This window comes from Crocosphaera sp. UHCC 0190, from assembly GCF_034932065.1.
In the GTDB taxonomy this organism is placed as follows: domain Bacteria; phylum Cyanobacteriota; class Cyanobacteriia; order Cyanobacteriales; family Microcystaceae; genus UHCC-0190.
Map to the genome: position 1 here is coordinate 49570 of NZ_JAYGHP010000012.1, position 19117 is coordinate 68686.

The following is a 19117-nucleotide window of genomic DNA, read 5'->3' on the forward strand; positions in this document are numbered from 1 at the left end:
TCCTTCTTAAAGGGGAGGGGCTTTTTCATTCACCGACTCGACTGGCTGATGCAAAATTGCTCAAATTGTTCAGTTTCGTTCTATGGTGAAGTTCCGCCTTGCACCACCAATCAAAGATTAAATTATGCTCTCTTGGCCTAATGAAATCAAGGTAACATACAATATTAAGACTGTGAGCTATTAGGTAATCATCAAAAATAAACAAGAGAGACGGACAGCTTTTTTGTAGGATAGAGGTTAAGGAGAAATCACAACTCACCTTAGTACAGAACTCACCGTTTCGCCCGTGATGATTAGCCCCAAGATGCTCGTCAGATGGGCAGTAAACATCGATTTTGCCAGGAGATCTCGGAAAAAAATCATTGATGAGTAGATCAAAATCGGTTTTAACACAACTGTTGCAACTGCTTCCCCATTGGCGGCCGCAAATGTACTTTAAGGCTTCTTTGACAGCATTGTCCCATGCCATGGAAGATCAGGTACTCGCCGGCTCTGATGAGCCATTAGTGATTGCCAGTTTTCAACGGGAACGGTTTTATCGTCAAGAAGCCCAGCGATATCGACGAATTGCCCAAAAAAGCGAGCAAGTTTATGTTTTAGCGGCACCAGAAACCAACTTTAAAAATTGTTCTGATGTCTATGAAACCATCGCCTTTGAGCCAACCGATAGCCTAACTCAAGAATGGCATTTAATCGTCATCGGCCTCAATTATGCTAGCTGTTTAATTTGTCAAGAGCGAACCGCGGCCGCTAAAGAAGAAACCAGTTCAGCAATGGATAATAGTCGCCGTTTTGAAGGAATTTGGACTTTTGATCGCCAGGTAAGCCAACAGGCCGCTAATATTGTACTAGAACGGATTCAAGACTATCGTCCTGAACTTAAGTCAAAAATTCAACAAGCGCGTCAAATCTATCTCCCCTCAGAAGTCTTGGCCCAAAACGTGCAGCAACTTCAGTCTGAAGAGGCAGATAACCGTAATTGGGATACCTCTAATAACAATCCTGATCCCTTTGTACAACGTTTAGTTACCTATCTTCAGGCGGGTCAATATAAACTGATCAAAGCTAACCATTCTCTTGCTATCAAAGAACATAAAGAACGGTTAATTAATTCGGTGACAACGGCCATCCGACGTTCCCTTAATCCTGATGAAATTTTACAAGTTGCGGTGCAGAAATTGGGGGAAGGATTAGAGGTATGTCGTTGTTTGGTCTATCGTTGTCAAGAAACCGATGCAACCGCTATCATTCAACACGAATTTATTAATGCGGGTATTTCCTCAATTCAGGGACAAACTTGGCCATTAAAAAATAATCCTCTGTTTAAGGAAGTAGTCGCTTTACGGGATGCTTTAACCATTGATAATGCTATTAGCGATCCGCGAATTACTAAACTATTAGAGCAACAAAATCAACCCGAAGACGTTTTACAAACCCTCGTCAAAAGTTGTTCAATTTTGTCTTGGATGTTGGTTCCTATTCTCTATCAAGGTAGATTGATGGGAATGTTGGAATTACACCATTGTGGTCCAGATCCCATGCTCTGGAAAGAAGAAGATGTGGCCTTAGTTAATGCGATCGCCACCCAAATTGGAGTCGCTCTGATTCAAGCAGAAGCTTACGCTAATCTTCAAGATCTTAACGAACAATTAGAAGCACTTGATCGCACTCGCTCGAATTTAGTGGCGATTACAGGTCATGAATTACGCACTCCTTTGTCTACTATTCAAGTCTGTTTAGAAAGTTTGGCTACCGAACCGGATATGTCCCCTGAGTTACGTCAAGTGATGCTGAGTGCCGCCCTACAAGATGCGGAACGAATGCGAAAATTGGTCCAAGATTTCTTGACCCTTTCTCAATTAGAAAGTGGACGGGTGCAATGGAATGTGGAACCCTTAAATCTTCAAGAATGTGTGGAATTATCTTTAAGCAATGTTCGGGCCCGTCATAAAGACAACCCCTTGCCCCAAATTGAAAACCTCGTTACAGATGAATTGCCTCTCATTCAAGCAGATGGAGAATGGTTAGTAGAAGTGTTGGCCAAATTATTAGACAATGCTTGTAAATTTACCAGTCAAGAGGGCAAAGTGACTATTCAAGTTAGTCGCAATAGTCCTGAACATTTAGAAGTCACCGTGGCTGATACAGGCAGAGGGATTGAACCAAAACGCTTGGAAACGGTCTTTGATCGCTTTTATCAAGAAGAAGGGGCCTTACGTCGCAGTGCGGGGGGAACGGGTCTAGGGTTAGCGATTTCTCGTCAAATTGTTCATGGTTGGGGCGGACAAATTTGGGCAGAATCTTTAGGGAAAGATCATGGAAGTCAGTTTCATTTTACAGTGCCAATTTATCTTGATCAAATTCCTCGTCAAAAAGAGAGACAAAAGCCATCTTCTCCCTCTTTATCCCCAAAAAAAAGTCGCCCAAAACGGTCAAATTAATCCTAAGTTACATTCATTGTGGACGCAGGTTCCTTGCTCCCCTACAGTGAGATAAATTCCGTTTTTGTAGGGGCGCATGGCATACGCCCTTTATTCTCCGTCCGAATACAATAGAAAAAAGCACCGACCGACCTATCAGGAGAGAAATAGTGGTCAGAATTCTCAAACTTGCTCAAATGACATCAAGGGATCTCGCCACCTTAAAGCGACGGGCCGAATTGGATATCGATCAAGTCCTTCCCATTGCTCAAGAAGTGATTACGGCGATCGCTAAAAGCGGTGATGAAGGGGTGGTTCACTATGCCCGTAAATTTGATTATGAGGGAGCAACGGCCCAGAATATCAAAGTCACTGCGGCAGAATTTGCTCAAGCGCAACACCTCATTGAACCTGATGTTAAATTAGCAGTAGAACAGGCTTTCCGTAACATTAAAGAAGTCCATCAACGGCAAATGCCAGAAGAAATGAACCTGGCGGAAATTGATACAGGGATTTTTGCTGGCGAAAAAATCACCCCTATTCCTCGTGTGGGGTTATATGTTCCCAGAGGAAAAGGGGCCTTTCCTTCCATGATGTTAATGTTAACCATTCCTGCGATGGTGGCCGGGGTGGAAAAAATTGTGGTTTGTACCCCATCGGATAAACAAGGAAACGTCGAACCTGTTTCTCTAGTGGTGGCCCAAATGGCCGGGGTGACGGAGGTTTATAAATTAGGGGGTGTTCAAGCTTTGGCGGCCATGGCTTTAGGAACGCAAACTGTACCAAAAGTAGATAAATTAACGGGCCCTTGTAGTATTTATGGGGCAGCGGCCAAGCGTATTTTATTTGGGACGGTGGATGTGGGTTTACCTGCGGGTCCCAGTGAGTCAATCATCTTAGCAGATGAAACCACCAACCCCCAGTTAGCGGCCCTAGATTTATTGATTGAAGCTGAACATGGGCCAGACTCTGCGGCTTTATTAGTTACCCATAGTGAAACCGTGGCGCAAAAAGCTAGTCAATATGCCTCGGATTATTTACAAAAACTTCCTCAATGGCGACGGGAATTTTGTGAGGCAGGGTTAGGAGCTTATGGGGGAATTATTCTTACGTCCAGTTTACAGGAATCCCTGGATTTTATTAATGAATATGCCCCTGAACATTTAGAAATTTTGGTGGAAGATCCCTTACGATTAGTGGGTAAGGTGAAAAATGCCGGGGAAATTTTACTCGGAAAATATACCCCTTCTTCAGCAGCGACTTATGCGATCGGCGTTAATGCTGTTTTACCGACGGGAGGGTTTGCTCGTTCCTATTCCGCAGTTTCTGTTTATGATTTTCTCAAACGTTCTACTGTCGCTTATTTAACATCAGAAGGGTTTGATCGTGTTAAACAAACGACCCAAATCTTAGCCAATTATGAAGAGTTTCCCGCTCATGGCATGGCCATAGAAGAACGAGAACAGTTATTGTAACTTGGGTGAATTCTTGATTCAGAAGAGAAAAAGTCAAATTAGGAGTCAAAAAAACTTGTAACTGAACGACTCCTAATTAATCTTAAACTCAAGCATTAACTATTTTTTTGCCGATTGTTTTTTGTATCGAATCGCAATTCCTGCTAATCCCATTGTTAGTAACCCATTCACTAAACTTGGTTCAGGAATAGTAGGGACTCCAGTGGTTGTCCCTGTACCAGTGGCTGTCCCTGTCCCTGTACCAGTGGCTGTCCCTGTCCCTGTACCAGTGGCTGTCCCTGTCCCTGTACTAGTGGCTGTCCCTGTACCAGTACCAGTACCAGTACCAGTACCAGTACCAGTACCAGTACCAGTGCCTGTCCCTGTACCTGTAGCAGTGCCTGTACCTGTAGAAGTGCCTGTCCCTGTACCACTGGTTGTTGGTGGGACATCAGTTGCCGGACCAAACAGGATATTCCCGACAACATAGAAAATGTTATTATCGAAAAATTCCGAGGCTGGGGTATCTGGAAAAGTGAGAGGGTTAGAGCCACCTGATTGGCCAAAATAACCGATAGGTTCAAATCCTCCATCGGGTTGCATTATGGAGGAAAGAGTAAGCATAAAATCGGGGTCTGTATCCGTACCAGGAATCTCCCCATCTACGTTAGTAGTAGGAATTGTGACATTACCAGGAGCTAAGGCATCAACCCCCCCTGTATTCTCAATAAATAATTTGTCCCCCTCGGTTGTGTACGAGACTCCCAAACGGTAGCTTTTATTAGTATCAAAAGAAGTAAGAGGAATGCGATCTTGGAATTCTAAATAAACAAAGTCTTTATAGATGAAAGTGTTGGCTGTTAAAGGCCCAATTGTTATGGGTACGTCGAAAATTGGAATACCAGAACTTGGATCACCAGGAACAACCTCCCAAATCTGCACCTGATGATCGCTGTCTAATGCTAGATTTCCATTATTATCACTTCCGCCAGCATAAACACCTAAGGCAATTATGTGATCATTATCACCAACAGTATTTCCTAACTGAAATTCATAACCGAAGGTCACATCGACATTGGCATCATTTGCACCTCCCGTAAATTCATAACCGAGAGTAGCTGCACTAGCATTGACTGCACTACCGAAGCTTAAAACAACACCTAAAGATAGGGTTGAGAGCCATTTCTTTCCACAAATACTCATGATTTTTATATTGAAAACTGAATCCGTTAAACTCATCCTATCAAGGGGTTTTTAACTTAAATCTGTGGTAAAAGTTAAAAAAAATAACTGTATTTTTTGAGATATAATTGGTGATTATTAGCAACAATTTTGTGATAATTTTTAAGCTAAAAATATAAATATATATAAACCGAGAAATTAGTCAACAAAACTGTTTTATTTATTGATATTTGCTTATAGTAAATTCTAAAAGCTTAAAGATTGAACACTTTTAGTTACAATCTGTCTAACTTGTTAACTTACTGTTACAATGTGGAGATTTCAGTCAGAGCAGTTAGATTCTCAGAAATCTGAGCTTAATTTCAATAAATTTTAAGTTTGTCCATCAATCATAAATCTCTCAAAATTGTCAATCCGCTTCTATCAAAGACATACAGAGCTTTAGACCAAGATTTTTCCCCCTTGCTCTTTCCAATTTTCCTTAATCAGCGATTAACTAAAAATTGACTGGGTTTACCTTAATAATTAAGTTTTGTACAAAAAAGACCAAATTTGTCACGTTATATTGAGTAATATTGTCTAATAATTCAATTTCTTATGTCTTTGTGATGAAGTTTCTTTGCGAGATTTTGATAGGGAATAATATACCGCCACGGATTAGACAAAAGTAGGGGACGAACGGCCGTTCGCCCCCGACAAGAACTTAAACGATTAAGGAAAAATAAATTTAAGGTTCAACCCAGCGGCCATCCGCTTTAATTAATTCAATTAATTCTTGAACCCCTTGGTCTTCAGGTACTTTTTTAATTTCTTCCCGTCCCCGATACAAGGAAATATAACCCGCTTGCTTACCTACATAACCATAGTCAGCATCGGCCATTTCTCCAGGGCCATTAACAATACATCCCATAACAGCAATATCTAACCCTGTGAGATGTTTCGTCGCTTCTCGTACCTTATGTAATACTTCTTCCAAATTAAACAAAGTACGACCACAAGAAGGACAGGCTACATATTCCACCATGGTTTTACGCAGTCCCAGAGCCTGAAGAATACTATAACAAACCGGGATTTCTTTTTCCGGGGCCTCCGTTAAAGAAACGCGAATTGTATCCCCAATTCCTTCCGCTAAAAGGGTTCCAATTCCTGCCGTAGACTTAATTCGGCCATATTCTCCGTCTCCTGCTTCTGTTACCCCTAAATGTAGGGGATAATCCATGCCTAACTCATCCATCCGTTTGACCATGAGGCGGTAGGCCGCTAACATGACAGGAACACGGGATGCTTTCATGGAGATCACAATATTATAAAAATTGAGAGATTCACAAATGCGGATGAATTCTAAGGCAGATTCTACCATCCCTTCGGGGGTATCTCCATAAGTAAATAACATCCTTTCTGCCAAAGAACCATGATTAACCCCAATTCTCATGGCTTTTCCTTGATCTCGCAGGGAAATAACCAAAGGTTCTAGGGTTTCGCGGATTTTATCACCAATTTCTTTAAATTCTGCCTGGGTGTATTCGCTACGGGTAGGACTGGGTTTCTCAAAGACATATAATCCTGGGTTAATGCGGACTTTATCGACGTGCTTGGCCACTTCTAGGGCAATTTTTAGGCCATTATGATGCACATCCGCCACGAGGGGAACGGGTTGATAAACTTGGGCTAATTTTGCTTTAATTTCTGCTAAGGCTTTAGCATGGGCCATACTGGGAACTGTTACCCGCACAATTTCGCAACCAATTTCATGTAAGCGACGAATGGCGGCCACTGACCCATCAATATCTAGGGTATCCTCATTAATCATGGATTGTACCACCACGGGATGACCTCCCCCAATGGTGACATCTGCCACTTTGACGGGACGGGTTTGGCGACGGTGAATGGTGGTATCAAATTCAGGGGTGGTTTTGGGGGTTTCCAGGGTTTGCATGGTGGACTGATAGTAAGATGATTGGGTAGCAAATTTATCCAAGTTTTATTTTAAGGGACTTTGTGAGTATTATTAGGGAAAATGGATGTTTACGTAGGGGCGAACGGCCGTTCGCCCCTACAAGGGATTTAAAAAATACAATATTTGTCGGATTCAATGATTAATAAAAGACGCTTACGCCATCTTCATTATACCCTTGCTCCTTTGATGATCTTTCCTTTACTATTAACTGCGATTACCGGGTCATTATTTCAAGTAGCAGAATTGACAGGGAATGCTCGAAAATTTTCCTGGTTATTAGCTCTTCATCGGGGTAAATTTGGGATAATTGATTTACAAATAATTTATCCTTTTTTAAATGCTTTCGGGATTTTGATGTTGGGGGTTACAGGTATTTTTATGTGGTTACAAGTTAGACGAAAAACATAAACCAAAGGGACATAAAGTCCCTTTAACCCTAACAGTTTTGTTTAAGCAATGGTAATTTGAGAAGAAAGATAAACATCTTGAATTAGATGGAAAAGTTTCACCCCTTCTTCTAAAGGACGCTGGAAGGTTTTTCTACCAGAAATTAAGCCACAACCTCCGGCCCGTTTATTAATAACTGCCGTGCGAACTGCTTCAGCAAAATCGTTTTTACCCGATGCACCACCGGAGTTAATTAATCCACTTCTTCCTGCATAACAATTTAACACTTGATAGCGGGTTAAATCAATAGGATGATCGCTACTTAATTCTGTGTAAACTTTCTCATCGGTTCTCCCATATTTTTGATTACTCGCTTTAGCAACTGCTTCATATCCATGATTACATTCAGGTAGTTTTTGCTTAATAATATCTGCTTCTATTGTTACCCCTAAATGGTTCGCTTGTCCCGTTAAATCAGCAGCTAAATGATAGTCCTTATCTTGTTTAAATATATCATTCCGCAGATAACACCATAATACCGTAGCCATACCCAATTCATGGGCCCGCGCAAAGGCTTTACTGACTTCTTGAATTTGACGATTTGATTCTGATGATCCAAAGTAAATGGTAGCACCGACTGCTACTGCACCAAGGTTCCAAGCTTGCTCTACACTGGCAAACATAATTTGGTCGGCGGTGTTAGGATAAGTGAGTAATTCACTATGGTTTAATTTGACTAAAAATGGGATACGATGGGCATATTTTCGGGACATCATTCCTAATACCCCTAATGTAGTTGCTAGTGCATTACATCCTCCTTCTATGGCTAATTTAATGATGTTTTCTGGGTCAAAATAAATGGGGTTAGGAGCAAAAGAAGCAGCCGCAGAATGTTCAATTCCTTGGTCAACGGGTAGAATAGAAATGTATCCCGTATTGGCTAATCTTCCCGTTGAATAGATTTGCTGAAGACTCCGTAAAACTTGAGCGTTGCGATCGCTTTGTGCAAAAATACGATCAATAAAGTCATTTCCTGGTAAATGTACCAAAGATTGGGGAACTTTGGCTTTGTAGGTGAGCAGATTTTCTGCTTCTTCTCCTAGGTAAGATTCTATGCTTCCTGGTTTAAAAAGTGTAGCAGTCATAAGAGTATTCTAAGATTGAGTTCTTAACTGTTATTATATCATTGTGCTTTTTTAAAATGGTTAATTTTTCTTTCTATAGATTGATTTAAGAAAGTAATTTGAGTATTAATTTTAGGTCAATTTTTATTATCTGTTTATCTTCTCAATACCCATGATTTCGACTTTATCCCCCATGTTTAAAAATTTATCCCATTCTGACTCTGGAATTCTTGTATTCACACTAAATGGGCTTAATAATATTAAGCCCTTACTATATTATTCCTATGCTAATTTCCCAAAGTAATTTGTTGATAAGCGGCCTTCAAATTACTCCCATAAAGGGCTTGAAATTTATAATCTTTGTAAGCATCAGGAATTTTTGAAGCACTATTAATCGCCTGTTCTTCTGGTATTTTCTTCTCCTTCCAAGTCATTGCTAAGGTTTCTAATTTGTCTAGATAAGTTTTAAGGCTATCTAATCCACGACTATCAGTAATCGGCCCATGACCAGGGACGAATTTAACATCATTATAATCCTTTTTTAAGGTAATTAATGTTTTTTGCCATTGTCGAATATTGCCATCAGTAATATAGGGAAACCTTTTATTAAATAAAATATCTCCGGTAAACATTACTTTAGCATCAGGAATATAAGCAAGTAAATCTGTTCCCATTGTATGGCCTTCGGCCGTTTCTAGAATTACCTGGCGATTGCCTAACCAAATTGACCCATTTTCGTTCATAATGATACTTGGTAGTTGCGGATTAGGATCATATTCTAGATTTTTTTCTAACATAAATTGACGAATCGGCCCCCGTCCAATAATGGGAATTCCTTGAGCAACTGCCGCAGAATTCCCCCCTGTATGATCAAAATGAAAGTGAGTATTTAGAACATAGCGAATTGGTTTATCTGTAAGGGTTTTAACTGTATTTAAAAGTAAATCTCCTAACCCTTTGGTTTGAAAAGGATCAATTACTAAAACTCCATCATCTCCAATAATAATACCTCCATTACACACGGCTGCATTCGGTTGATCATTAGGAAAATCTGTATCAGCAACTAAAGCATAAATTCCTGTCCCCACTTCTGCTAGGGTTAATTGAGAAGTGGATAGAGTTACAGCAGGTTGAGAGGGAGAAGATTGAGCCATACCTTGGGTTTGCCATCCAATCAGACAAACACCTGTAATCAAGGTTAGCATAGCCAAAATGAGCCATTGCTTGATTTTGTATCTTTTCATAACAATTTAAGCAGAGATTTTGCAAATTTCTTGTACGATTATGATATCAGAAAGCCTCCTCTGGGGAATAATAAGAAAGTAAACCTTAGTTACTCAAGAGAATCATAGTAAGATGAACTTAGTCAGAATCTGGGTAATTGCGACTAATGGATTTCGAGAAGTAATCCGTGATCGCATCCTCTATGTTATTGGTTTTTTTGGAGTTGTTTTAGCCTTGTCTTTACGCTTACTGCCAGAAATTTCTGTCGGGGCAGATGGTAAAATTTTTCTCGATGTAGGATTAGGAATGACTGCTTTTTTAGGAGCCATTGTCGCCATTTTTGTGGGAACGGGATTAATTAATAAAGAGATTGAAAAAAGAACCGTTTTAGTGTTAATTCCTAAACCCATTAGTCGCAGTGAATTAATCCTTGGTAAACATTTGGGTTTATGCGCGGTACTTGCTGTGATGATTGCCATCATGACATTGCTTTATTTTGGTTTATTGAGTTGGTCAAAAATCACATTTTCCCCCCTTAGCTTATTAATTTCTCAATTATATTTATTGTTAGAATTGGCATTGTTGACGGCTGTTTCTATTACCTTTGGTACTTTTACTAGCTCAATTTTGGCCACTCTTTTGAGTTTCGGAATCTATTTCATTGGACATCTAAGTAGTGATTTACTAAAGTTGGCTATGATTAGCAAAAATCCCAGTATTACTGCTCTGACAGAAAGTATTTATTTAATCGTTCCCAACCTAGAAAGATTGAATCTTAGAAATACAGCAGTCTATGGAATTCTCCCCAACAGTTTAGAGTTAGCAATGAATGCTCTCTATGGGATAGTTTATATTATCCTTCTTCTAGCAATTTCTAGTTTCATTTTTTCCCGCCGACAATTTTAAATGTTGCTTTTTATGACCTTTTTTCAGAAATAAATTCCTCTAGAGGAATTTACCTGTATACTGAGTCAATGGGGGCATTAGTGGATTAACCAGGACAAAAAAGCTCGTGGGAACCTTAGCAAGTCAATATTCAGGCATCTTTAAACAACAGAGAAAGCTGTCTCATCAAACGGGTAACTATGATGGACAGAAAGAATTCCTAGGCTCAATTTATCATCTTTTAAATTCTGGGGCAAATCCCCAGGAAGTCATGGCCAAAATTTTAGCCATCATTGGCCAAAAATACAGCATAGATAATGCAATTTTATTACGCATTGAATCATCTCTATGCCACATTTATCAGGCTTGGGCAGTGACAGAAAAGAGTTTGCTTGAAAGGTTACTCCATAATGAATGGCTACAGTTATTCCATTGTGCCGCCCAACAGCAAGTTTACCAGTTTTGTCAAGCCGATGCTATTACTACTCAATCTTTAGAGCTTACCCCATTAACAATTTTTGAGGAGGAAGATAATTTTCATTGTTGTATTTTAAGTGTTCCCGTGTATTTGAGTGAACAATTATTTGGGTATTTAATATTAGTAACTCAAGAAGCAACTCGTACGTTTACTTTAGAAGAAATTGAAACCTTAGAAATTGTGACAGATCAAATAGCGATCGTCATCCAAAACCGTCAATTACAAGAGCGTTTAAAGCAGTTAGAATTAGAAAATCAAAGACTACAATCTATTCATCAAGATAAAAAAGATTATCTCTCTCACATGAGTCATGAGTTACGCACACCTTTAGCGGGTATTTTAGGCTTTTCTAAGATGCTTAAAGAAGAACTTTATGGCCCCTTAAATGACAAGCAAAAACAGTATGTTCATGGAATTAGGGTATCAGGCGAACATTTATTGTCCCTTGTTAATGACTTTTTAGATCTCTCTAAAATTGAAGCGGAAAAAGAAGAAATATTTTTAGAAACTGTGGCGGTTGAAGATATTTGTTTGGCAGCAATTTCTATGGTTCAAGCCAAAGCAAATGAACAAGCACTTGACCTAATTATTGATATAGCGGATAACATTGATTTTTGTACCGTTGATCAAAGAAGAATTAAACAAATTCTGCTTAATTTACTTTCTAATGCCATTAAATTTACAGAAAAAGGTTCGGTGACATTACAAGTCAAACGAACTCAAAATAATCTGATTTTTTGTGTAATTGATACAGGAATTGGACTAAAAGAGGCAGATCAACAAAAACTATTTCAACCCTTTCAACAAATTCATAATCACCTCAGTCGCAAACATAAAGGAACAGGGTTAGGATTAGCATTATCTCGCAAATTAGCACAATTACATGGGGGAGATCTCACCTTAACCTCTGAATTTGGCAAGGGGAGTTGTTTCACCCTTGAATTACCCATTCAAGTTGATAGTCAGATCAGTTAAGGGTTTGTTAAAATAGAAATAAATCCTTAAAATTTGAGCTTGACAATAAAATGCTTACGGAAAAACTCAGCCAATTAAAAGCAATTTTTCAACCAATGGAACAGGTATTAATTGCCTATTCTGGGGGTATCGATAGCACTTTAGTCGCCAAAATTGCTTATGATGTTTTAGGCGATCGCGCGTTAGCAATTACGGCTGTGTCCCCGTCATTATTACCCGAAGAATTAGAAGAAGCCAAAATTCAAGCCGCCACCATTGGCATTCTCCATGAGTTAGTCCATACTCGTGAAATGGATAACCCCAGCTACACCGCAAACCCTGTTAACCGTTGTTATTTTTGCAAAAGTGAACTCCATGACACCCTGAAACCCCTCGCCTTAAAACGAGGCTATCCCTATGTGGTAGATGGGGTTAACGCTGATGACTTACAAGACTATCGCCCCGGTATACAAGCGGCTAAGGAAAGAGGGGCGCGATCGCCGTTAGCAGAAGTCGGTATCACAAAATCCGAAGTTCGTCAACTCTCCCAAGCTTTGGGTTTACCTTGGTGGGATAAACCAGCCCAACCCTGTTTAAGTTCCCGTTTTCCCTATGGTGAAGAAATTACGGTGGCGAAACTGCAAAGGGTAGGACGAGCCGAAATTTATCTGCGTAACCTAGGTTATCACAATTTAAGGGTGCGTTCTCAGGGAGACACAGCCAAAATTGAATTACCCCCAGAGGTAATCAAAGATTTTGTTATTACGGCTAATTTACCCCAATTGGTGACCAAGTTTCAAAAATTAGGCTTTATTTATGTCACCCTTGATTTAGAAGGGTATCGTAGTGGTAAATTAAATCAAGAAATTTTGGGGAAAGATAGAGCCAATGTTTAGACGAAAAAGTTAGCTATAACATCTTAAAGATTCTAAGCGATATACTCCTTATGCTAATTTTAGGGGATAGATTAATTATAGGCGATCGCACTGAGATAAATATTCAGTAATAATATGCTCTAAGTCCTTAGCATAAGATTCAATAGCATATAAAACAAGTAAACTTTTCGTCTAGGATTACCATTTTTAGACCAATATTTTGACGTGAAAAGCCATATTTTCATCTATCAGGATAATATTCTCCACTGGCTAGAGTAATCCAGTTATGACCTTCTGATTTATAATCAGAAAAATAGGTATTAAAATTTGACATCTTTATTTGATTAAAAATTGAGCTTGAAAAGGTGGGCATTGCCCACCCTACCATCTTCTTAACTCAAAACTCCCACAGGAATGCCTAAAATATCCTCAATCTTGGGCATTTCATCTAAGGGAATAACCCGTCCTTCATCTTCAAATCCTTCAATTTCATTGAAGTTGAGATAACGGTATAATTCACCTGCAAAGGGATCAATTTTTTGGGTGACAATCTCCATGTATTCCTCAACAGTGGGGATTTTTCCTAATAAGGCACAAACGGCAGCTAATTCCGCAGAACCGAGGTAAACTCTGGCCCCTTTACCCATACGATTATTAAAGTTACGGGTAGAGGTAGAAAATACGGTCGCATTGTCTTCTACACGCGCTTGGTTGCCCATACATAGGGAACATCCAGGCATTTCTGTTCGCGCACCAGATGCGGCAAAAGTACCATAAACCCCTTCTTCTCGTAGCTGTTTTTCATCCATTCGGGTTGGGGGACATATCCATAAAACAGATTTAATGCGTCCGGCCCCTTCTAAGATTTTAGCAGCAGCACGATAATGTCCAATATTCGTCATACAGGAACCTATGAACACTTCATCAACTTTGTCCCCGGCACATTCGGACATCAATTTAACATTATCAGGGTCATTTGGTGCAGCAACAATCGGTTCTTTAATCTCACTTAAATTGACTTCGATGATGTCTGCATATTCTGCGGTTTCATCCCCTTCCATTAATACGGGATTTTTTAACCATTGTTCCATTTTTGCTGCACGACGCATCAAAGTCCGAGAATCTTTATATCCTCGTGCAACCATATTTTTGATTAGGGCAATATTGGATTGCAAATATTCCGCAATAGTCTCTTTTCCTAACTTAATTGTTGACCCTGCACAAGACCTTTCTGCCGTTGCATCGGTTAATTCAAAAGCTTGTTCAACTTTTAAATTAGGTAAACCTTCCATTTCCATAATACGGCCATTGAAAACATTAATTTTGTTCTCTTTGGCAACAGTTAATTTACCTTCTTGCATAGCAACCCAAGGAATAGCATTAACAATATCCCGTAATGTCACCCCTGGTTGTAATTCTCCAGTAAACTTAACTAATACTGATTCTGGCATATCTAAGGGCATAACCCCTAATGCTGCGGCAAATGCGACTAAACCCGAACCTGCGGGGAAGGAAATACCCAAGGGGAAGCGAGTATGGGAGTCACCCCCAGTTCCTACAGTATCGGGTAATAACATCCGGTTTAACCAAGAATGGATGATACCATCCCCAGGACGCAAAGCTACCCCTCCACGAGTCGAGAAAAAGTCGGGTAACTCGTGATGAGTTTTGATGTCTACGGGTTTGGGATAAGCAGCAGTATGACAGAAACTTTGTAGGGTTAAGTCTGCATTGAACCCTAAACAAGCGAGTTCTTTTAATTCGTCACGGGTCATGGGGCCTGTGGTATCCTGAGAACCAACAGTCGTCATGATGGGTTCGCAAGAAGTCCCAGGTCTGACCCCAGGTAAACCGCAAGCTTTACCGACCATTTTTTGCGCTAAGGTAAACCCTTTATGGGTGTCTTCAGGAATACTAGGACGGACAAAAATCGTACTAGGTTCGAGTCCTAAAGCATGACGGGTTTTATCGGTTAAACCGCGTCCAATGAGTAAAGGAATGCGTCCACCGGCCCGAACTTCGTCTAGAATAGTGTCAGGTTTGGTGGTGAAAGTAGCAATTAATTCTCCTGCTTCATTGGTAATTTCTCCTTTGTAGGGATAGATGATGATAACGTCACCCGTTTCCATCTCCGAGACATCGCATTCGATAGGAAATGCACCGGAGTCTTCAGCAGTATTGAAGAAAATAGGGGCAATTTTTCCGCCTATAATGTATCCTCCTGACCGTTTATTAGGGACAAAAGGAATATCATTGCCAATATGCCATAAAACCGAGTTGATAGCAGATTTACGGGAGGAACCAGTCCCTACCACATCCCCAACATAAGCCACAGGATAGCCTTTATCTTTGACTCTGGCAATGGTTTCTATCCCTTCTGGCATTAGGGATTCTAACATAGCTAAGGCATGGAGGGGAATATCAGGTCTTGTGGTAGCATGGGGGGCAGGGGATAGGTCATCGGTGTTGGTTTCCCCAGGTACTTTAAAGACTGTGACGATGATTTTTTCGGGGACTTTGGGTTTATTGATGAACCATGCAGCTTCGGCCCATGCGTCAACCACTTGTTTTGCGAATGGGTTCGTTTCAGATAATTCTAAAACCTCATTGAAAACATCAAAAACTAACAGGGTTTTGCTTAATGCAGTTGCTGCGGTAGATGCGAGGGTACTATCAGAAGATTTGAGTAAGTCTACTAAAGATTGTACGTTATAGCCTCCCATCATGGTTCCTAAAAGGTCTACGGCCCCTTGACGAGAGATGAGGGGACAAGTTATCTCACCCTTAGCAATACCTGTCAAAAACCCTGCTTTAACGTAGGCCGCTTCATCCACACCAGGGGGAACTCTATCCCGTAATAACATCAAAAGTTCTTCTTTGAGTTCTTTGGGGGGATTTTTTAACATTTCGCATAGTTGCGATGTTTGTTCTGCGGTTAAAGGGAGGGGAGGAATACCAAGTTTTGCTCTTTCTGCTGCGTGTTTGTGATAGTTTTCTAACATTCAGTGATTCTCCTGCTGTGTACTTCTTGCTGTTGCGATGGAAACTGTTTAGGGTATCACTCTTAAGGGTATCAAGTTTATTTGGTAATAGTGTGGAGGGTTTTGTTAAGTTTATGGGAAAGGGGTGTTAGGATTGGTTGATGCTTCTTGAAGATTTGATATACTTTAAGGGTACAACTATCATTCTTTTTAGGGGTTTGACCTATTCCCACACAAGCACAAGTTTGGCAATGTTATCGGTTGTGTATTTGGGCAACTAAATTATATTTACCTATCTATTTAATTCGTCTAGATGAACGCACAGGATACATTATTTTTATTGCTGGCGAAGAAATTTTAATCGAAATTTATCCTAATGGTAATTGGAGGTATGCTGATGACTGAACCTGATTTTAACACTATGAATCTCAAAAAGTTGAGACAATATATCTTATCTCATCGAGAAGATAACGAAGCGTTTTATACTTTTGTTGATCGAGTTGATAAGGAAAAAAACTGGATAAATAATCCGCCTCTAGATTCAATAGAAGATATGAATAATTATCCAGATTTTTTAGAGAAGATTAAAAAAGATAAAGGGAGAAAGACTCCTGAGCATTTAGGTGATTTTTCTTCTTAGAGACAATCTGTTTTGCGTAAGCGACGCAATGCAGTTTATCATCATAATCTTATTTGTAAAGAGTATAAACTACCCCAAGAAGAAGGATGTAATCCTTCAGATAGAAATAAACGTCATGATGGGACTTTTAGTAATACGAGAGATCGTATTTATGAGATTTTAAGGTATTTGGGATTGAAACCAAAATTAGTGATGGAGAGGATTATTGGCAATTCAGAAAATTGGCTCTCCCGACATCTTGGTATAAAATGTATAATCAGCTACAATACTTAAGATGGTGGGTTACGACGCGGATTAAAACTTATTAGTTTTTCATCAAAATCATAGCCGCGTCTAACCCACCCTACGAATTATAAGCTTTACTTATCACCACAAGTACGGGAGAGCCATTATTAAAGTTGAAAATACACAATGAAAAAAATTATCGGTTTTGTCGCTGTCAGTTTAGTTACTTTTTCATCCATTACTATTCAATCGCAAAATAACGCTGCTTTTGCTTCATCCTCAACTATTCCACCAAATCCAAAATGTAATATAAAAGGGAATATTTCAGTAAGTACAGGCAAAAAACTTTATCATATTCCCGGACAACAAGATTACGAAAAAACTGTAATATCAACAGATAAAGGTGAAAGATGGTTCTGTAGCGAAGAAGAAGCTAGAAAAGCTGGATGGACTAAAGCACCTCGATAAAAGCTTGTAGGGTGGGCATTGCCCACCTTACGAATAGATGTATTAGAATCATAATAAGACTTAATTATTAAATTAAAATCAAATAACTTCTTATTGACCATGATTAAAATTCTTCACTTTTCTGATATTCACCTAGGTAGCGGTTTCTCCCATGGAAGAATTAACCCACAAACAGGTTTAAATACCCGTTTAGAAGACTTTATCAAGTCCTTAAGTTTATGTATTGATTGCGCTATTCAAGAAGCTGTAGATCTCGTTTTATTTGGGGGTGATGCCTTTCCTGATGCTACACCTCCCCCTTATATTCAGGAAGCATTTGCTTCTCAATTTCGACGCTTAGCTGATGCCAATATTCCTACCATTTTATTAGTGGGAAATCATGACCAACATTCTCAAGGAAATGGGGGCGCAAGTTTATGTATTTATCGAACTTTAGCCGTTCCTGGGTTTATTGTGGGAGATAAATTAGAAACCCATAGAATCTCTACAAAAAATGGGGGCATTCAAGTTATTACATTACCTTGGTTAACCCGTTCTATTTTATTAACTAAAGCGAAAACAGAAGGGTTATGTTTAGATGATGTTAATCAATTATTAATCGAAGCCCTCAGACCTGCTTTGGAGGCAGAAATCAGGCAGTTAGAACCAGAAACTCCAACCATTTTATTAGGACATTTAATGGTCAATAGGGCAAGATTTGGGGCTGAACAATTTCTGGCAGTTGGCCGAGGATTTACCATTCCTATTTCCTTATTAATTCGTCCTGAATTTGATTATGTGGCCTTAGGTCATGTGCATAAATACCAAAATTTGAATCCGAATAATAATCCCCCCATTATTTATCCTGGCAGTATTGAAAGAGTGGATTTTAGCGAAGAAAAAGAAGAGAAAGGCTATATTTTATTGAGGGTTAAAAAAGGTGAGGTTGATTGGCAATTTTGCCCCTTACCTGCCCGTCCTTTTTATACTATAAAAGTTGATATTTCTGATAGAGAAGATCCCCAAGATGCCTTATTAAAAGCCATTGCTAAAAAAAATATTGAGGAATCAGTTGTAAGATTAAATTATCAAATTCGGTCAGAACAATTAGACTTGGTTAATAGTGCAGTGATTCATGATGCGTTAAAAGCTGCCCATAGTTATACGATTCGTCCTGAATTAATTAGTCAATTAGCCCGTCCTCGTTTACCAGAATTAGGAATAGGAAAAAGTTTAGATCCTCTAGAAGCATTAAAAACATATCTTGATAATAAAGAAGATCTAAAAGAGCTTGTTAATGATATGTTGGAAGCGGCTCAATTATTATTAAATGGAGAGGAAGAAGAACAAGAATTAGAAGTCTTACAAGAGGAATTGTTTTAAAATCACTGAAATTGTTATCATGATTAACTTAAAAATATTAAGATTTTTTCTGCCACTTTTTTCTGCTGTTTTCCTGATCAATTATTCTTCGGAAAAACTTTTGAGTGAAAACTTAAATTCTGATGCTGTACTTAACAAGATAACTTTTGATATCTCTGCTATTTCTCCTGACGGTTTAATTGGCCCAATAGATGGGTTAAGAACGGTCAGTTATGAATTTTGTATTCCAGCAAATCCTCAATTTTTAGCAACAATACAAACCATTGATCCAACTGTCGATATTTATCGTAACAGTCCAGGAAGAATTAGGTGTCAAAATTATCAGTATCTTTGCATTGGCCATACTCATAATAGGCAATGGAAAGACATTTTATTGGCAATTTCTCAGTTAGATTATGTAGAAAAAATTAATGAATTTTATGGAGAATAGTTGAGCTTTATGATAATAATAAATAAAGAATTTATAAGTTGAGTTTAGGAACAAAATATAACTAAAGAGAT

General features: G+C 39.2%; 17 protein-coding genes. 12 read left to right on the forward strand and 5 right to left on the reverse strand.

The window, feature by feature from the left end; all coding sequences use genetic code 11:
* Window positions 1–365 precede the first annotated feature (365 nt).
* Together VB715_RS16320 and hisD are read left to right on the forward strand one after the other, a co-directional pair.
* Window positions 366–2441 (forward strand): DICT sensory domain-containing protein, encoded by a 2076-nt coding sequence (locus VB715_RS16320; protein WP_323302278.1) that lies wholly within the window; start codon window positions 366–368, stop codon window positions 2439–2441.
* 149 nt (window positions 2442–2590) lie between these two features.
* The gene (gene hisD / locus VB715_RS16325) at window positions 2591–3895 is read left to right on the forward strand and encodes a histidinol dehydrogenase (RefSeq protein WP_323302279.1); all 1305 of its coding nucleotides are present in this window, start codon (window positions 2591–2593) and stop codon (window positions 3893–3895) included.
* A gap of 99 nt (window positions 3896–3994) precedes the next feature.
* Here hisD and VB715_RS16330 read toward each other — a convergent pair whose 3' ends face one another.
* Window positions 3995–5077 (reverse strand): hypothetical protein, encoded by a 1083-nt coding sequence (locus VB715_RS16330; RefSeq protein WP_323302280.1) that lies wholly within the window; start codon window positions 5075–5077, stop codon window positions 3995–3997.
* A gap of 706 nt (window positions 5078–5783) precedes the next feature.
* A complete protein-coding gene (gene ispG, locus VB715_RS16335) occupies window positions 5784–6992 on the reverse strand; it encodes a (E)-4-hydroxy-3-methylbut-2-enyl-diphosphate synthase (protein WP_323302281.1) in 1209 nt (402 codons plus the stop codon).
* Between the two features lie 156 nt (window positions 6993–7148).
* On the opposite strand from ispG, the gene VB715_RS16340 reads away from it, so the two are divergent.
* The gene (locus tag VB715_RS16340) at window positions 7149–7421 is read left to right on the forward strand and encodes a PepSY domain-containing protein (RefSeq protein ID WP_323302282.1); all 273 of its coding nucleotides are present in this window, start codon (window positions 7149–7151) and stop codon (window positions 7419–7421) included.
* Window positions 7422–7462: 41 nt separating this feature from the next.
* On the opposite strand, the gene VB715_RS16345 is transcribed toward VB715_RS16340, so the two are convergent.
* Window positions 7463–8545, reverse strand: coding sequence for a class I fructose-bisphosphate aldolase (locus VB715_RS16345; protein WP_323302283.1), 1083 nt, complete (start codon window positions 8543–8545; stop codon window positions 7463–7465).
* A 266-nt stretch (window positions 8546–8811) separates the two neighbouring features.
* A complete protein-coding gene (locus tag VB715_RS16350; protein ID WP_323302284.1) occupies window positions 8812–9768 on the reverse strand; it encodes an MBL fold metallo-hydrolase in 957 nt (318 codons plus the stop codon).
* Window positions 9769–9880: 112 nt separating this feature from the next.
* Between VB715_RS16350 and VB715_RS16355 the strand changes: the two genes are divergently transcribed.
* The 3 genes from VB715_RS16355 to larE all read left to right on the forward strand — a co-directional run bounded on the left by VB715_RS16355 (window position 9881) and on the right by larE (window position 12961).
* Entirely contained in the window at window positions 9881–10654 is a 774-nt protein-coding gene (locus VB715_RS16355; protein ID WP_323302285.1) for an ABC transporter permease, read from the forward strand.
* Between the two features lie 106 nt (window positions 10655–10760).
* On the forward strand, window positions 10761–12086 hold the full coding sequence (locus VB715_RS16360; RefSeq protein ID WP_323302286.1) for a HAMP domain-containing sensor histidine kinase: 1326 nt from the start codon (window positions 10761–10763) through the stop codon (window positions 12084–12086).
* Window positions 12087–12136: 50 nt separating this feature from the next.
* On the forward strand, window positions 12137–12961 hold the full coding sequence (gene larE, locus VB715_RS16365; RefSeq protein ID WP_323302287.1) for an ATP-dependent sacrificial sulfur transferase LarE: 825 nt from the start codon (window positions 12137–12139) through the stop codon (window positions 12959–12961).
* A gap of 371 nt (window positions 12962–13332) precedes the next feature.
* On the opposite strand, the gene acnB is transcribed toward larE, so the two are convergent.
* Window positions 13333–15942, reverse strand: coding sequence for a bifunctional aconitate hydratase 2/2-methylisocitrate dehydratase (acnB, locus tag VB715_RS16370; protein WP_323302288.1), 2610 nt, complete (start codon window positions 15940–15942; stop codon window positions 13333–13335).
* A gap of 204 nt (window positions 15943–16146) precedes the next feature.
* Here acnB and VB715_RS21980 point away from each other — a divergent pair, with 204 nt between their 5' ends.
* From VB715_RS21980 to VB715_RS16395, 6 genes are all read left to right on the forward strand, one after another.
* Window positions 16147–16326: a DUF6888 family protein gene (locus VB715_RS21980; protein ID WP_416336949.1), complete on the forward strand. Its 180-nt coding sequence runs from the start codon at window positions 16147–16149 to the stop codon at window positions 16324–16326.
* Window positions 16319–16561 (forward strand): DUF6887 family protein, encoded by a 243-nt coding sequence (locus VB715_RS16375; protein ID WP_323302289.1) that lies wholly within the window; start codon window positions 16319–16321, stop codon window positions 16559–16561. The genes VB715_RS21980 and VB715_RS16375 overlap by 8 nt, the downstream gene beginning before the upstream one ends.
* 12 nt (window positions 16562–16573) lie before the next feature.
* Complete coding sequence (locus VB715_RS16380) at window positions 16574–16834, forward strand: hypothetical protein (protein WP_323302290.1); 261 nt, start codon at window positions 16574–16576, stop codon at window positions 16832–16834.
* A 138-nt stretch (window positions 16835–16972) separates the two neighbouring features.
* Complete coding sequence (locus VB715_RS16385; protein ID WP_323302291.1) at window positions 16973–17254, forward strand: hypothetical protein; 282 nt, start codon at window positions 16973–16975, stop codon at window positions 17252–17254.
* A gap of 99 nt (window positions 17255–17353) precedes the next feature.
* The gene (gene sbcD / locus VB715_RS16390) at window positions 17354–18616 is read left to right on the forward strand and encodes an exonuclease subunit SbcD (RefSeq protein WP_323302292.1); all 1263 of its coding nucleotides are present in this window, start codon (window positions 17354–17356) and stop codon (window positions 18614–18616) included.
* Window positions 18617–18635: 19 nt separating this feature from the next.
* Window positions 18636–19046, forward strand: coding sequence for a hypothetical protein (locus VB715_RS16395; RefSeq protein WP_323302293.1), 411 nt, complete (start codon window positions 18636–18638; stop codon window positions 19044–19046).
* Window positions 19047–19117 lie beyond the last annotated feature (71 nt).

Excerpts from the sequence above, each read along its gene's own strand:
- VB715_RS16375 (WP_323302289.1), top strand. The coding sequence starts at position 16,319 with ATGACTGAACCTGATTTTAACACTATGAATCTCAAAAAGTTGAGACAA.
- VB715_RS16385 (WP_323302291.1), top strand. The coding sequence starts at position 16,973 with ATGAAAAAAATTATCGGTTTTGTCGCTGTCAGTTTAGTTACTTTTTCA.
- VB715_RS16350 (WP_323302284.1), bottom strand. The coding sequence starts at position 9,768 with ATGAAAAGATACAAAATCAAGCAATGGCTCATTTTGGCTATGCTAACC.
- VB715_RS16395 (WP_323302293.1), top strand. The coding sequence starts at position 18,636 with ATGATTAACTTAAAAATATTAAGATTTTTTCTGCCACTTTTTTCTGCT.
- sbcD (WP_323302292.1), top strand. The coding sequence starts at position 17,354 with ATGATTAAAATTCTTCACTTTTCTGATATTCACCTAGGTAGCGGTTTC.
- larE (WP_323302287.1), top strand. The coding sequence starts at position 12,137 with ATGCTTACGGAAAAACTCAGCCAATTAAAAGCAATTTTTCAACCAATG.
- VB715_RS16345 (WP_323302283.1), bottom strand. The coding sequence starts at position 8,545 with ATGACTGCTACACTTTTTAAACCAGGAAGCATAGAATCTTACCTAGGA.
- VB715_RS16330 (WP_323302280.1), bottom strand. The coding sequence starts at position 5,077 with ATGAGTATTTGTGGAAAGAAATGGCTCTCAACCCTATCTTTAGGTGTT.
- ispG (WP_323302281.1), bottom strand. The coding sequence starts at position 6,992 with ATGCAAACCCTGGAAACCCCCAAAACCACCCCTGAATTTGATACCACC.
- VB715_RS16320 (WP_323302278.1), top strand. The coding sequence starts at position 366 with ATGAGTAGATCAAAATCGGTTTTAACACAACTGTTGCAACTGCTTCCC.
- VB715_RS16355 (WP_323302285.1), top strand. The coding sequence starts at position 9,881 with ATGAACTTAGTCAGAATCTGGGTAATTGCGACTAATGGATTTCGAGAA.
- VB715_RS16340 (WP_323302282.1), top strand. The coding sequence starts at position 7,149 with ATGATTAATAAAAGACGCTTACGCCATCTTCATTATACCCTTGCTCCT.
- acnB (WP_323302288.1), bottom strand. The coding sequence starts at position 15,942 with ATGTTAGAAAACTATCACAAACACGCAGCAGAAAGAGCAAAACTTGGT.